Raw genomic sequence first — 13,915 nt, forward strand, 5'->3', positions numbered from 1 at the left:
TGAAACACACCGTTTCACGTGAAACGAGGGCCGCCGCACCGACAAGGTGGGGCGGCCCTCGGCCTATTCCTAGACGCGTACGGCAGGATGTGCGGCATGCCCAGTAGTGCAGAGACGACGCGAGTGAGCGCGCACGAGCCGGAGCTGGTGCGGCCGACCAAGGATGACGAGGTCGCCGCCAGCGGTAGTGAGCTGATCGGCGGCCCTATCGGGCGGCGGGCGCTGCTCGGGACGTCCTGGTGGACGCCCGTGCGGGTCGTCGCGCTGGTGGCGATCGGCATGTTCGTCCTCGGTATGGTCCAGAAGCTGCCGTGCTACGACGGCGGCTGGTTCTTCGGAGCCAGTTCGCAGTACACGCACGCGTGCTACTCGGACATCCCGCACCTCTACCAGGGGCGGGGCTTCGCCGACGGCCTTGTGCCGTACTTCGACAAGATTCCCGGCGACATGGACTACCTCGAATACCCGGTGCTGACCGGCGTGTTCATGGAAGTCGCGGCCTGGCTCACTCCGGGCAGCGGGAGCATCCAGCACCAGGAGCAGGTCTACTGGATGGTCAATGCGGGGATGCTGATGGTGTGCGCGGCGATCATCGCCGTATGTACCGCGCGCACCCACCGTCGTCGCCCGTGGGACGGCCTCCTGGTCGCTCTGGCGCCCGCCTTCGCGCTCACGGCCACGATCAACTGGGATCTCCTCGCCGTTGCGCTGCTGGCCGCCGCGATGCTCATGTGGTCGCGGGGGCGCCCTCTTGCCTTCGGTGTCCTGATCGGGCTCGCCACAGCCGCCAAGTTCTACCCGTTCCTGGTCCTCGGGCCGCTCTTCCTGCTGTGCTGGCGGGCCGGCAAGTGGCGTGAGTTCGGTACGGCGCTGCTCGGTGCTGTCGGTGCCTGGCTGGTCGTGAACCTTCCGGTCATGTACCTCGCACCCGAAGGGTGGGCGAAGTTCTACAGCTTCAGTCATGACCGCGGCGTCGACTTCGGTTCGGTCTTCCTGTTCATCTCGCAGTGGCTGAAGATCGCGATCACGCCCGACACGGCCAACACCTGGGCGCTGATCATGATGCTGATCATCTGCGCGGGTCTGAGCGCCGTCACGCTCACCGCCCCTCGTCGCCCCCGCTTCGCCCAGCTCGCCTTCCTGATCGTCGCGGCCTTCATCCTCACGAACAAGGTCTACTCGCCGCAGTACGTGCTGTGGCTCGTCCCGCTCGCGGTGCTCGCTCGGCCGCGCTGGCGGGACTTCCTGATCTGGCAGGCGTGCGAGGTCGCGTACTTCCTGGGTATCTGGATGTACCTCGCGTACACGACCAGCGGGGACGCCCATAAGGGCCTGCCGACCGACGGGTACCAAGTCGCCATCGCCGTCCACCTGTTGGGGACGCTGTACCTGTGCGCGGTGGTCGTGCGGGACATCTTCATGCCGGATCGCGACGTGGTGCGCCGAGCGGGGGAGGACGACCCGTCGGGCGGGCTGCTGGACGGCGCGGAGGACGTCTTCGTTCTCGGCGCGGCCGCGCATCCGGCGCGGCACGCCGCGCACTTCGACGGGCTCCCCCAGGTCGACTGGGGCGGGGACGCGGCACCCGGAGACCGTTCGCTCTGAGCGAACAGGCCGCGGAAGAGCCACGCAAAAGGCCGTACACGGTGTCCGTGTACGGCCTTTCCGCTGTGCTGGAGCGCGTCGAACCCGGGGTCAGCGCTCTACGACGCGGTCGAACTGCGTGGTGGTGTGCCGCAGATGGGCCACCAGTTCGTCGCCGACCTTCGGCTCCGAGGCGTCGGAGGGCACGAAGAGGATCGAGACCTGCATGTGCGGCGGCTCGGCGAACCAGCGCTGCTTGCCGGCCCAGACGAACGGAGAAAGGTTCCGGTTGACCGTCGCGAGGCCGGCGCGTGCGACGCCCTTGGCGCGCGGCATGACGCCGTGCAGCGCCTTGGGGGCCTCCAGGCCCACCCCGTGCGACGTACCGCCCGCCACGACCACGAGCCAGCCGTCCGAGGCCGCCTTCTGCTGCCGGTAGCCGAAGCGGTCGCCCTTGGAGACGCGGGTGACGTCCAGGACGGCCCCGCGGTACTCGGTGGCCTCGTGGTCCCCCAGCCACAGCCGCGTGCCGATACGGGCGCGGAAGTGGGTCTGCGGGAACTGCTGCTGAAGTCGCGCGAGTTCCTCGGCCTTGAGGTGGCTGACGAACATCGTGTGCAGGGGGAGGCGGGCCGCACGGAGGCGGTCCATCCAGCCGATGACCTCCTCGACGGCGTCCGAGCCGTCGGTGCGGTCCAGCGGCAGGTGGATCGCGAAGCCCTCCAGCCGGACGTTCTCGATGGCGGAGTGCAGATGCGGCAGGTCCTGCTCGCTCACGCCGTGCCGCTTCATCGAGGACATCACCTCGATGACGACACGGGCGCCCACGAGGCCGTACACGCCGTCGATGGACGACACGGAGCGGATGACGCGGTCGGGCAGCGGTACGGGCTCCTCGCCGCGCCTGAACGGCGTCAGGACCAGCAGATCGCCGCCGAACCAGTCCTTGATCCGGGCGGCCTCGTACGTGGTGCCGACGGCGAGGATGTCCGAGCCCAGGCGGGTGGCCTCGTCCGCGAGCCGTTCGTGGCCGAAGCCGTAGCCGTTGCCCTTGCAGACGGGGACGAGCCCCGGAAACTGCTCGGACACCTGCTTGTGGTGTGCCCGCCAGCGCGCGGTGTCGACGTAGAGAGTGAGCGCCATGGCCGGTCCCGGAACCTTTCTCGTGGCTGCGGTGTATCAGAGGTATGAAAAGGAATTGTCGCTGATTCGCGGGACCGATGGGGCGATGCCGGGCTGGTTCAGCGGCCCGGCATGCGATTCGGGGCGGCTCAGCGGCGTGACATGTAGATGTCGAGCGCCTTGTGGAGCAGCTTGTTGAGCGGGAAGTCCCACTCGCCGAGGTACTCGGCGGCCTCTCCGCCCGTGCCCACCTTGAACTGGATCAGGCCGAAGAGGTGATCGGTCTCGTCCAGCGAGTCGGAGATGCCGCGCAGGTCGTAGACCGTGGCTCCGAGGGCGTACGAGTCGCGCAGCATGCGCCACTGCATCGCGTTCGAGGGCCGGACCTCGCGCCCGATGTTGTCCGAGGCGCCGTAGGAGTACCAGACGTGTCCGCCGACGACGAGCATCGTCGCGGCCGACAGGTTCACTCCGTCGTGACGGGCGAAGTAGAGCCGCATGCGGTTGGGGTCCTCGGTGTTGAGGGCCGTCCACATGCGCTGGAAGTACGACAGCGGGCGGGGCCGGAAGTGGTCGCGCAGCGCGGTGATCTCGTACAGCCGCTGCCACTCCTCCAGGTCCTGGTAGCCGCCCTGGACGACCTCGACGCCCGCCTTCTCGGCCTTCTTGATGTTGCGGCGCCACAGCTGGTTGAAGTTCCGGTGGACCTCTTCGAGGGAACGGTTGGCCAGCGGCACCTGGAAGACATAGCGGGGCTGGACGTCGCCGAAGCCGGCCCCGCCGTCCTCGCCCTGCTGCCAGCCCATGCGGCGCAGTTTGTCGGCGACCTCGAAGGCGCGCGGTTCGATGAAGTCGGCCTCGATGTCGCGCAGGCGCTTCACGTCCGGGTTCTGGATGCCGCCCTTGATGGACGTGGCTTCCCAGCGCCGGATGATCACCGGCGGACCCATCTTCACGGAGAAGGCGCCCTGGTGCTTGAGGTGCGCGAGCATCGGCTGCAGCCAGTCGTCGAGGTTCGGCGCGAACCAGTTGATGACCGGACCCTCGGGCAGATAGGCGAGATAGCGCTTGATCTTGGGCAGCTGGCGGTACAGCACCAGCCCCGCGCCGACCATCTGGCCGGTCCTCTCGTCGAACCACCCGAGGTTCTCGGAGCGCCACTCGGCCTTTACGTCTGCCCAGGCGGGGACCTGCATGTGGCTGGCCGCGGGCAGGCTCTGGATGTATGCCAGATGCTGCTCTCGGCTGATGGTCCTCAGGGTCAGGCTCATTCGGGGCGCTCCTCGGGCTGGTGTGTCCCCATGGGTACAGGGGCTCCGGCTCTCGCGCCGAAGCCTACTGCGCCCTGCGAGCGCCCCGACTGGCCGTATGGAACCTGGACCCCGGAGACGCCGCGTGAAGCGTCCCGAGGTCAGGGGAAAACGGACGTTCGACTCAGAACACGCCGCCGAAGAGGCCGCCGTGGGCCAGGCCGAGGTAGAAACCGACGCCCGAGAGGCCGAGTCCCACGATCAGTCCGAAGCGCTCCCGGGTCGTCTCGGAGACGAACTGGCCGTAGGCACCGGCGAGGATCCCGACGAGGCCGGCCCAGGAGCTGAGCAGATGGAGGCTGTGGAACATCGACGTGACGAAGGCCAGGACTCCGCACACCAGGGTCACCACGAGCAAGGTGTCCTGGAGGGGATGAGGCTTGCCGTCCGTGGCGAAGAGTGAGCCGGTGGTGCTGGGTCGCAATACCTGTGCCATAAGGCACCTCCTGCGGAAGCGGCGCATCGTAGCGCCATACACACCCGATGTGTACAGATTGACGGCCAACCCGGTCGGATTTCAACCGGAAGCCGGAGTGCAGGTACTCTGTACCCTCTGCACCGGTGTCTGCCCAGGCTCAGAGCCAGGTCACGACAGGGATTGCCGCTCGGTTCACCGATCGGTGGCCCGATTGTCAGTGGCGGCCGATACCGTTGCGTACGCATCACAACCCTCCTGCCACGGAACGACCGTGGCCGCTGAGTCCAAAGGAGGTGGGTTCCACATGCGTCACTACGAAGTGATGGTCATCCTCGACCCCGATCTGGAAGAGCGCGCTGTCGCCCCCCTGATCGAGAACTTCCTCTCCGTCGTCCGTGAGGGCAGCGGAAAGGTCGAAAAGGTCGACACCTGGGGCCGTCGTCGTCTCTCGTACGAGATCAAGAAGAAGCCCGAGGGCATCTACTCGGTCATCGACCTGCAGGCCGAGCCTGCGGTCGTCAAGGAGCTCGACCGCCAGATGAACCTGAACGAGTCGGTCCTCCGGACCAAGGTCCTCCGTCCCGAGACCCACTGAGCTCTCCAGCTCAGCTGATTTCGGGCATCGAGTAGCAGCACCAGCAGCCAGCAGCAAACCCGCCGAGAGGTTCCCCCATGGCAGGCGAGACCGTCATCACGGTCGTCGGCAATCTTGTCGACGACCCCGAGCTGCGCTTCACCCCTTCCGGTGCGGCGGTCGCGAAGTTCCGTGTCGCGTCCACCCCCCGCACCTTCGACCGTCAGACCAATGAGTGGAAGGACGGCGAGAGCCTGTTCCTGACCTGCTCGGTCTGGCGTCAGGCGGCGGAGAACGTCGCCGAGTCGCTCCAGCGCGGCATGCGCGTCGTCGTGCAGGGCCGCCTGAAGCAGCGGTCCTACGAGGACAACCAGGGCGTCAAGCGCACGGTCTACGAACTGGACGTAGAGGAAGTCGGCGCCAGCCTGAAGAACGCCACGGCCAAGGTCACCAAGACCACGGGCCGAGGCGGCCAGGGCGGCCAGGGCGGTTACGGCGGCGGTGGCGGCCAGCAGGGCGGCAGCTGGGGCGGAAGCTCCGGCGGCGCTCCGCAGGGCGGCGGCGCTCCGGCCGACGACCCCTGGGCAACCGGCGCTCCCGCCGGTGGCAGTCAGGGCGGCGGCGGTGGCGGTGGCGGCTGGGGCGGAAGCTCCGGCGGCTCCTCCGGCGGCTCTGGCGGCGGCTACTCGGACGAGCCCCCCTTCTAGGCCTCAGGGCCGAGGGTGGGCCGTACTCCCACTTCTTGATCACACAGGAGATACACCATGGCGAAGCCGCCTGTGCGCAAGCCGAAGAAGAAGGTCTGCGCGTTCTGCAAGGACAAGGTCACGTACGTGGACTACAAGGACACGAACATGCTGCGGAAGTTCATTTCCGACCGCGGCAAGATCCGTGCCCGCCGCGTGACCGGCAACTGCACGCAGCACCAGCGTGACGTCGCCACGGCTGTGAAGAACAGCCGTGAGATGGCACTGCTGCCCTACACGTCCACCGCGCGATAAAGGAAGGGTGACCGACACATGAAGATCATCCTTACCCACGAGGTCTCCGGCCTCGGTGCCGCGGGCGACGTCGTTGACGTCAAGGACGGTTACGCTCGCAACTACCTGATCCCGCGGAACTTTGCGATCCGCTGGACCAAGGGTGGCGAGAAGGACGTCGAGCAGATCCGTCGTGCTCGCAAGATCCACGAGATCGCGACCATCGAGCAGGCCAACGAGATCAAGGCCCGCCTCGAGGGCGTCAAGGTCCGTCTGGCCGTTCGCTCCGGCGACGCCGGTCGTCTCTTCGGCTCCGTCACCCCGGCTGACGTCGCTTCGGCGATCAAGGCTTCCGGTGGCCCCGAGGTCGACAAGCGCCGCATCGAGCTGGGCTCGCCCATCAAGACCCTGGGCGCCCACGAGACGTTCGTGCGTCTGCACCCCGAGGTTGCCGCCAAGGTCAACATCGAGGTTGTTGCTGCCTGAGTGCAGCGCTCGGCATAGCTGAGAGAAGGGCCGTACCCCTCGGGGTGCGGCCCTTCTGCCTTTCCTGATCCGGCTTCTCCTGAACGTGAACGCGTCGGCGTGGGTTCTCCGTGGATGCCGGGGAACGCTGTTTCACGTGAAACCCCTCGTTTCCCGTGAAACGGCTGGTCTACGTCAGCGCGTCGCACCCGTGACGATCCAGCGACCCGACCGAGAGCGCAGCCACAGGGTCAGCATCCGCATCGTCATCATCAGCGTCATCGCTCCCCAGAGTGCGGTCAGCCCGCCACCGAGAAGGGGAACGAGCAGGGCGACGGGGGTGAAGACCGCCAGCGTGAGCAGCATGGCCCAGGCCAGATACGGCCCGTCCCCCGCACCCATCAGTACGCCGTCCAGGACGAAGACGATCCCGCAGATCGGCTGGGAGACAGCAACCAGCACCAGAGCGGGCAGCGCCGCGTCCCGCACCCCCGAGTCACCGCTGAACAGGGGAAGGAACAGGGGGCGGGCCGCGATGACCAGCAGCCCGAGTACGACTCCGGTGACGAGACCCCACTGCACCATGCGTCGGCAGGCCTCACGGGCACCCCGGGCGTCGTCCGCGCCGAGGTAGCGCCCGATGATGGCCTGTCCCGCGATGGCGATGGCGTCGAGCGCGAAGGCAAGCAGGCTCCACAGCGACAGGATGATCTGGTGTGCCGCCATGTCGGCGTCCCCGAGCCTGGCGGCGACAGCTGTGGCGATCAGGAGGATCGCGCGGAGCGACAGCGTACGGACGAGCAGCGGGGTGCCGGCCTGGGCGCAGGCCCGGATGCCGGTGGCGTCGGGCCGCAGGGAAGCGCCGTGCTCCCGGGCTCCGCGGAGGACGACGTACAGATAGACGGCGGCCATGCCGCACTGGGCGATGACCGTGCCCCAGGCGGAGCCTGCGATGCCGAGGCCGACGCCGTAGACGAGGACGACGTTGAGGACCGCGTTGGCGACGAAGCCTCCGACGGCGACGTACAGCGGGGTCTTCGTGTCCTGGAGTCCACGCAGTATTCCGGTGGCGGCCAGCACGACGAGCATGGCGGGGATGCCGAACACCGAGATCCGCAGATAGGTCGTCGCGTAGGGGGCGGCGGTATCGGAGGCGCCGAACAACTCCATGAGGGAGGGTGCGGTGGGCAGGGCGATGGCGATCACGGCCGCACCGATGAGCAGGGCGAGCCAGATGCCGTCCATGCCCTGGCGGATCGCGGCCCGTAGATCGCCGGCGCCGACTCGGCGGGCGACCGCGGCCGTAGTGGCATACGCGAGGAAGACGAAGACTCCGACGGCTGTCATGAGAAGGGCCGAGGCGACGCCGAGTCCGGCCAGTTGCGCGGTGCCGAGATGGCCGACGATGGCACTGTCGGCCAGCACGAAGAGAGGCTCGGCGACGAGAGCGCCGAACGCCGGAACGGCCAGTGCGACGATCTCTCGGTCGTGCCGGCGTCGGGCGGCCCTGGGCGCCGCGGGAGCCTGTGTCATGAGCATCAATCTAATCTTCCACAGGTAAGAGATGCAAAGCATGAAGGACCCTTACTCTCTGTCGTGTCGGGTGTGTCGTGGCGCACTGTTTGCAGCGATCTTGATCTGAGTGGGGAAGTTTTTCTTCTGCACAGCCGGTGGATGAGGAAATGGCAGGTCAGAGCATGTTCGCCAGAAGAGCTGAGTGCTTGTTCACAGGGCTGTCCACCGGGTCGTACACAGGTTTCGTGGAGTTCTCCACAGCATCGGGGCCGTCGTCCACATGGCCTGTGGATAACCAGATTGGCTGACGGTGCCCGCGGGCCTAACGTGGTGCGGCGCCCGTTCTCTCTTCCGTCCTCGGAAAGCACGCAAAACCGACGCGTGAGAACCGGAGTTGGGCAGCTCACTTGTCAGTGCCGTGCCGTAGAAATTAAAGGCACTGCTAGGTCCGCTCTGCGGACGGGAGGAGGTGGCTCGGTGACTATTTCCGAGCCCTTGGACGACCCCTGGGCGGACAGTGGTCCCAGTGATCGTCTGCCCTCGTCCCGTCGGCGCGGGAACGGTGGCCGAGGCCGCGACGAGCAGCACGACCGGGACAACGGGTCATGGGAAAGCAGCGGTTCGTCCTTCGAACGGGTACCGCCGCAGGACCTCGACGCCGAGCAGTCCGTCCTCGGTGGCATGCTTCTGTCGAAGGACGCCATCGCCGACGTCGTCGAGGTGCTCAAGGGCCACGACTTCTACCGGCCGGCGCACGAGACCATCTACGGAGCGATCCTCGACCTGTACGCGAAGGGCGAGCCCGCCGACCCCATCACGGTCGCGGCCGAGCTCACCAAGCGCGGCGAGATCACCAAGGTCGGTGGCCCGCCGTATCTGCACACACTGGTCCAGACGGTCCCGACCGCGGCGAACGCCGAGTACTACGCGGAGATCGTGCACGAGCGCGCGGTCCTGCGCCGCCTGGTCGAGGCGGGCACGCGCATCACGCAGATGGGGTACGCGGCCGACGGCGACGTCGATGAGATCGTCAACAGCGCCCAGGCCGAGATCTACGCCGTCACCGAGCAGCGGACCACCGAGGACTATCTGCCGCTCGGCGACATCATGGAGGGCGCGCTCGACGAGATCGAGGCGATCGGATCGCGTTCGGGGGAGATGACCGGCGTACCGACCGGCTTCACCGACCTCGACTCGCTGACCAATGGTCTGCATCCCGGACAGATGATCATCATCGCGGCCCGTCCCGCCATGGGTAAGTCGACGCTGGCCCTGGACTTCGCGCGGACCTGCTCGATCAAGCACAACATGCCCAGCGTGATCTTCTCGCTCGAAATGGGCCGCAACGAGATCGCGATGCGCCTGCTGTCCGCCGAGGCGCGCGTGGCCCTGCACCACATGCGGTCCGGCACCATGACCGACGAGGACTGGACCCGGCTCGCCCGCCGCATGCCGGACGTCTCGGCCGCCCCCCTCTACATCGACGACTCCCCGAACCTGTCGATGATGGAGATCCGTGCCAAGTGCCGCCGCCTCAAGCAGCGCGCCGATCTGAAGCTCGTCGTCATCGACTATCTGCAGCTGATGCAGTCGGGCGGCAAGCGGTCCGAGAGCCGTCAGCAGGAGGTCTCCGACATGTCGCGAAACCTGAAGCTGCTGGCCAAGGAGCTGGAGCTGCCGGTGATCGCGCTGTCGCAGCTCAACCGTGGCCCCGAGCAGCGCACGGACAAGAAGCCCATGGTCTCCGACCTGCGTGAGTCCGGCTCGATCGAGCAGGACGCGGACATGGTCATCCTGCTCCACCGCGAGGACGCGTACGAGAAGGAGTCCCCCCGCGCCGGCGAGGCCGACATCATCGTCGGCAAGCACCGTAACGGCCCGACGGCCACGATCACGGTGGCCTTCCAGGGTCACTACTCACGCTTCGTGGACATGGCGCAGACCTGATCCGGCGCCCTGCGGGGCCGCTTCGGGGCAATCCGCTCGACGTTCGGCGCCCGGGCAGGTGGACTGGTGCCATGACGACACCCCACGATGATCTGCTTCCCGGCACGCGCCGGGCCCTTCTGCACCGTATCGCCGTCGCGCAGAACGAGGGGCGGGCGCCGTCGCTCGTCGCGACGGTGGTCCGGGGCGGGAAAGCGGTATGGAACGGGGCGCGGACCTCGGTGGACGGTCACGGACCGGACGAGAACGTCCAGTACCGGATCGGCTCCATCACCAAGACCTTCACCGCCGTTCTCGTGCTGCGGCTGCGCGACGAGGGTGTCCTGGACCTCGGCGACCCGCTGGAGAAGCATGTGCCCGGCACCGGCGCGGGGGAGGTCACCATCTCCCAACTGCTCGCGCACACCGCAGGGCTGGCCGCCGAGTCACCCGCGCCGTGGTGGGAGCGCACACCCGGCTCGCTGCGTCCCGAACTGGCCGACGTACTGGGCGAGCAGCCCTTCCGGCATCCGGTCGGACGCAGGCACCACTACTCGAACCCCGGCTACGCGCTTCTGGGAGCGCTCGTCGAGGAATTGCGCGGCGCACCCTGGGAAGAAGTGCTGCGCCGCGAGGTCCTCGAACCGCTCGGCCTGCACCGTACGAGTGGTAGCCCGCAGGCACCGCACGCGGGGGGATGGGCGGTCCACCCCTGGGCGGACGCGATGATGCCCGAGCCGGTGGAGGACCTCGGGCGGATGGCTCCGGCCGGGCAGTTGTGGTCCACCACGGGGGACTTGGCTCGCTTCGCCGTCTTTCTCGCCCAGGGCGACGACCGGGTGCTGAGAGCGGAGTCCGTCCGGGAGATGCACGCGCCCGCCGCGCCGCCCGAGACCGCGGAGCTGGCTTCGGGGTCTTCCTACGGGCTTGCCCTGCAGATCGTCCACCGTGACGGCCGAACCCTCGTAGGGCACTCCGGTTCCCTGCCGGGCTTCCTCGCCGGATTGGTGATCAGCGTGGAGGACGACGTGGCGGCGGTGGTGCTGTCCAACTGCACCTCGGGGCCGCCCGTGTTCACGGTGGCCGCCGATCTGGTGCGGATCGTCGCGGAGGCGGAGCCTCGGATCCCCGAGCCGTGGCGTCCGATGGCCGAAGTCGACCAAGGCGTCTTGGAGTTGGCGGGTCAGTGGTATTGGGGGACCCAGGCCTTCGGGCTGCGGTTGCCGGGCGGTGGGGGGCTGGTGTTGGGCGCGCTCTCGGGTACCGGCCGGGGTGCCCGCTTCCGGGCGAACAGCGACGGGACGTGGACGGGGCTCGACGGCTACTACGCGGGCGAGCTTCTGCGGCCCGTACGACGGCCTGACGGCTCCGTGAGTCATCTGGACCTCGGGTCGTTCGTGTTCACGCGGCAGCCGTACGACAAGGACGCTCCTGTGCCGGGTGGAGTGGACCCGGAAGGCTGGCGAGGAGTTCAGTAGACGCCACCGGACGGGAGGCGGCCTGTTTCACGTGAAACAGGCCGCCTCCCGCTGTGTGAAGCCAACGCTGCACGCAGGAGGCCGCGTCCTTGAGGGTCGCCCTGGCGTGTGCTGTACCGCGGGCGGCAGGTGGTGGCGGCAGATCGTCGGCGGCCTGCGTCAGAGCTGGAGTTTGAAACCGACGTGCGAGGCCTCGAAGCCGAGCCGCTCGTAGAAGCGATGGGCGTCGGTGCGGGAGGCGTCTGACGTCAGCTGGACCAACTGGCAGTCCTGGCGGCGGGACTCCGCGACCCCCCACTCGATGAGCTCCGTCCCGAGACCACTGCCGCGCTCGTCCGCGTGGATGCGTACGGCCTCGATGATGGAGCGGGTCGCTCCTTTGCGGGACAGCCCGGGAATCACGGTGAGCTGGAGGGTGCCGACAACGCGGTCCTCCCGGACGGCGACGACCAGATGCTGGTTCGGGTCACGGTTCAGACGTTCCAAGGCGCCCAGGTACGGGGTCAGATCGTCGGGCGATTCCCGTCGGGCACCCAGCGGGTCGTCGGCCAGCATCGCGACAATGGCGGGCACGTCGCCGGCGACCGCGGCCCGTATCTCAAGATCTGCCATGAACGCACCCTACGAGGAAACGCTCACCGAGGGCATGGCGTGCACGGGCACGCCCGCCGACTCCACGACCCGGACCAGGGGCGCCAGTTCAGGATTCTCGGCCGCTTCGTCGAGCGCCTCGCGCAGGGCGGCGTCATTGGTGGGCCGTGCCTCGGCGAGGAGCTTCAGTCCTGCCTCGCTGACATTCGTGTAGATCCCTCGCCGGTCGGTCGGGCAGAGGTAGCGGGCGAGCAGCCCTCGGTCCTCGAGCCGGGTGACCAGCCGCGTGGTGGCGCTCTGGCTGAGTACGACGGCGTCCGCGACCTGCTTCATCTGGAGATGACCGCCGTCGCCGTCGTGCTGTCGGCTGAGGACGTCGAGCAGGGAGTACTCGCGCACGCTGAGCTCGTGTTCGGACTGCAGGGCCCGCTCGATATGGGCCTCGATCCTCCCGTGCAGCAAGGAGAGGGCGCACCATCCCTGAGCGAGGGCGGTGAGCGCGGGGTCCGTGGCTGTCATGGCGTCTTCCTCCGTCCCGGAGCGGCTGAGAACCAGGATAGAGCACGGACGCAATAGACCGCTGTTGCACATAACCCGCGTCTGCAACTATTGTGAATGCAGGTAAAGCGCTCACGCAATCTTCTGGAAGGTGTACCCCACCATGCCTCTCGCGCTTCTGGCCCTCGCGATCGGGGCCTTCGGAATCGGAACGACCGAGTTCGTGATCATGGGCGTCCTGCCCGAGGTCGCCGGAGACTTCGGGGTCTCCATCCCCACGGCCGGACTGCTGGTGACCGGCTATGCCCTCGGTGTGGTGATCGGCGCGCCGATCATGACCGCGCTCGGCACCAAGGTGTCCCGCAAGCGGATGCTCATGGTGCTGATGGGTCTGTTCGTCCTCGGCAATCTGATCTCCGCCGTGGCTCCGGTCTTCTGGCTGATGTTCGCGGGCCGGGTGGTCGCCTCCCTCGCGCACGGTGCCTTCTTCGGAATCGGGTCGGTGGCCGCCGCCGAGCTGGTCGCACCGGAGAAGAAGGCCGGCGCCATCGCGATGATGTTCAGCGGGCTCACGATCGCCAATGTCGTCGGTGTCCCGCTGGGCACGCTGATCGGACAGAGCGCCGGCTGGAGGGTCACGTTCGCGGGAGTCGCCGCACTCGGTGTCATCGGGCTGCTGGGCATCGCCAAGCTGGTTCCGGAGATGCCGAAGCCCGAGGGAGTGCGTCTGCGCCACGAGCTGGCCGCCTTCAAGAACGTCCAGGTCCTGCTCGCGATGGCGATGACCGTGTTCGGTTTCGGCGGTGTCTTCGCGGCCGTCACGTACATCGCCCCGATGATGACGCACGTCGCCGGCTTCGCCGACGGATCCGTGACCTGGCTGCTGGTCCTCTTCGGCCTCGGCATGGTCGGCGGGAACCTGATCGGCGGCAAGTTCGCGGACCGCGCGCTGATGCCGATGCTGTACGTGTCTCTGGGCGGCCTCGCCGTCGTGCTCGCCCTCTTCACCGTCACCGCGCACAACAAGGTCCTGGCGGCCGTCACGCTCGTCCTGATCGGCGGCCTGGGCTTCGCGACCGTGCCTCCTCTGCAGAAGCGCGTTCTCGACCAGGCGCACGGCGCCCCCACTCTGGCCTCGGCGGTGAACATCGGCGCCTTCAACCTCGGCAATGCCCTCGCGGCCTGGCTCGGCGGCGTCGTCATCGCGGCGGGTCTCGGCTACACCGCTCCCAACTGGGTCGGTGCGGTTCTCGCCGCGAGCGCGCTCGTCCTGGCCGTACTCTCGGCCGCCCTGGAGCGCCGCACCGCTCTCCCCAGCGCCTTGGTCGCCGGGGGCATCCCCGCCGAACCGCGGACCGTCGTCCACCACTGACCGGGATCGGGCCCGTCACGGGACCAGGGCCGCTCCCGCGGGGTCTCGATCCAGCACGTCCCCGACCCGACACAGCACACCC

General features: G+C 67.9%; 14 protein-coding genes. 8 read left to right on the top strand and 6 right to left on the bottom strand.

The window, feature by feature from the left end; translation table 11 throughout:
- The first annotated feature begins 87 nt into the window (after positions 1 to 87).
- Positions 88 to 1,605 carry a glycosyltransferase family 87 protein gene (locus tag ACZ6KY_RS13415; protein ID WP_469310438.1) on the top strand — a complete coding sequence of 506 codons (1,518 nt, stop codon included), beginning with the start codon at positions 88 to 90 and terminating at the stop codon, positions 1,603 to 1,605.
- 90 nt (positions 1,606 to 1,695) lie between these two features.
- Here the strand turns inward: ACZ6KY_RS13415 and ACZ6KY_RS13420 are convergent, their stop codons facing one another.
- From ACZ6KY_RS13420 to ACZ6KY_RS13430, 3 genes are all read right to left on the bottom strand, one after another.
- The gene (locus tag ACZ6KY_RS13420; RefSeq protein WP_467755051.1) at positions 1,696 to 2,727 is read right to left on the bottom strand and encodes an alanine racemase; all 1,032 of its coding nucleotides are present in this window, start codon (positions 2,725 to 2,727) and stop codon (positions 1,696 to 1,698) included.
- Positions 2,728 to 2,855: 128 nt separating this feature from the next.
- Positions 2,856 to 3,977 (bottom strand): peptidoglycan bridge formation glycyltransferase FemX, encoded by a 1,122-nt coding sequence (gene femX, locus ACZ6KY_RS13425; RefSeq protein WP_401329122.1) that lies wholly within the window; start codon positions 3,975 to 3,977, stop codon positions 2,856 to 2,858.
- A gap of 163 nt (positions 3,978 to 4,140) precedes the next feature.
- On the bottom strand, positions 4,141 to 4,452 hold the full coding sequence (locus ACZ6KY_RS13430; RefSeq protein ID WP_469310439.1) for a hypothetical protein: 312 nt from the start codon (positions 4,450 to 4,452) through the stop codon (positions 4,141 to 4,143).
- Positions 4,453 to 4,738: 286 nt separating this feature from the next.
- Between ACZ6KY_RS13430 and rpsF the strand changes: the two genes are divergently transcribed.
- The 4 genes from rpsF to rplI all read left to right on the top strand — a co-directional run bounded on the left by rpsF (position 4,739) and on the right by rplI (position 6,474).
- The gene (rpsF, locus tag ACZ6KY_RS13435; RefSeq protein ID WP_261703747.1) at positions 4,739 to 5,029 is read left to right on the top strand and encodes a 30S ribosomal protein S6; all 291 of its coding nucleotides are present in this window, start codon (positions 4,739 to 4,741) and stop codon (positions 5,027 to 5,029) included.
- 77 nt (positions 5,030 to 5,106) lie between these two features.
- The gene (locus tag ACZ6KY_RS13440) at positions 5,107 to 5,715 is read left to right on the top strand and encodes a single-stranded DNA-binding protein (protein ID WP_469310440.1); all 609 of its coding nucleotides are present in this window, start codon (positions 5,107 to 5,109) and stop codon (positions 5,713 to 5,715) included.
- A 57-nt stretch (positions 5,716 to 5,772) separates the two neighbouring features.
- Complete coding sequence (gene rpsR / locus ACZ6KY_RS13445; RefSeq protein ID WP_003949403.1) at positions 5,773 to 6,009, top strand: 30S ribosomal protein S18; 237 nt, start codon at positions 5,773 to 5,775, stop codon at positions 6,007 to 6,009.
- 18 nt (positions 6,010 to 6,027) lie between these two features.
- Positions 6,028 to 6,474 carry a 50S ribosomal protein L9 gene (gene rplI, locus ACZ6KY_RS13450; protein WP_469310441.1) on the top strand — a complete coding sequence of 149 codons (447 nt, stop codon included), beginning with the start codon at positions 6,028 to 6,030 and terminating at the stop codon, positions 6,472 to 6,474.
- Positions 6,475 to 6,648: 174 nt separating this feature from the next.
- Here rplI and ACZ6KY_RS13455 read toward each other — a convergent pair whose 3' ends face one another.
- A complete protein-coding gene (locus ACZ6KY_RS13455) occupies positions 6,649 to 7,986 on the bottom strand; it encodes an MATE family efflux transporter (protein ID WP_469310442.1) in 1,338 nt (445 codons plus the stop codon).
- Between the two features lie 459 nt (positions 7,987 to 8,445).
- Here ACZ6KY_RS13455 and dnaB point away from each other — a divergent pair, with 459 nt between their 5' ends.
- Both dnaB and ACZ6KY_RS13465 read left to right on the top strand, forming a co-directional pair.
- Complete coding sequence (gene dnaB / locus ACZ6KY_RS13460) at positions 8,446 to 9,915, top strand: replicative DNA helicase (protein ID WP_469310443.1); 1,470 nt, start codon at positions 8,446 to 8,448, stop codon at positions 9,913 to 9,915.
- 71 nt (positions 9,916 to 9,986) lie between these two features.
- Entirely contained in the window at positions 9,987 to 11,372 is a 1,386-nt protein-coding gene (locus tag ACZ6KY_RS13465) for a serine hydrolase domain-containing protein (RefSeq protein WP_469310444.1), read from the top strand.
- Positions 11,373 to 11,531: 159 nt separating this feature from the next.
- On the opposite strand, the gene ACZ6KY_RS13470 is transcribed toward ACZ6KY_RS13465, so the two are convergent.
- Both ACZ6KY_RS13470 and ACZ6KY_RS13475 read right to left on the bottom strand, forming a co-directional pair.
- Positions 11,532 to 11,984: a GNAT family N-acetyltransferase gene (locus ACZ6KY_RS13470; protein ID WP_469310445.1), complete on the bottom strand. Its 453-nt coding sequence runs from the start codon at positions 11,982 to 11,984 to the stop codon at positions 11,532 to 11,534.
- A 9-nt stretch (positions 11,985 to 11,993) separates the two neighbouring features.
- Positions 11,994 to 12,482, bottom strand: coding sequence for a MarR family winged helix-turn-helix transcriptional regulator (locus ACZ6KY_RS13475; RefSeq protein ID WP_469310446.1), 489 nt, complete (start codon positions 12,480 to 12,482; stop codon positions 11,994 to 11,996).
- 142 nt (positions 12,483 to 12,624) lie between these two features.
- Here ACZ6KY_RS13475 and ACZ6KY_RS13480 point away from each other — a divergent pair, with 142 nt between their 5' ends.
- Complete coding sequence (locus tag ACZ6KY_RS13480) at positions 12,625 to 13,833, top strand: MFS transporter (RefSeq protein ID WP_469310447.1); 1,209 nt, start codon at positions 12,625 to 12,627, stop codon at positions 13,831 to 13,833.
- Positions 13,834 to 13,915: the final 82 nt, after the last annotated feature.

It is taken from the genome of Streptomyces sp. NPDC042002 (assembly GCF_055588305.1).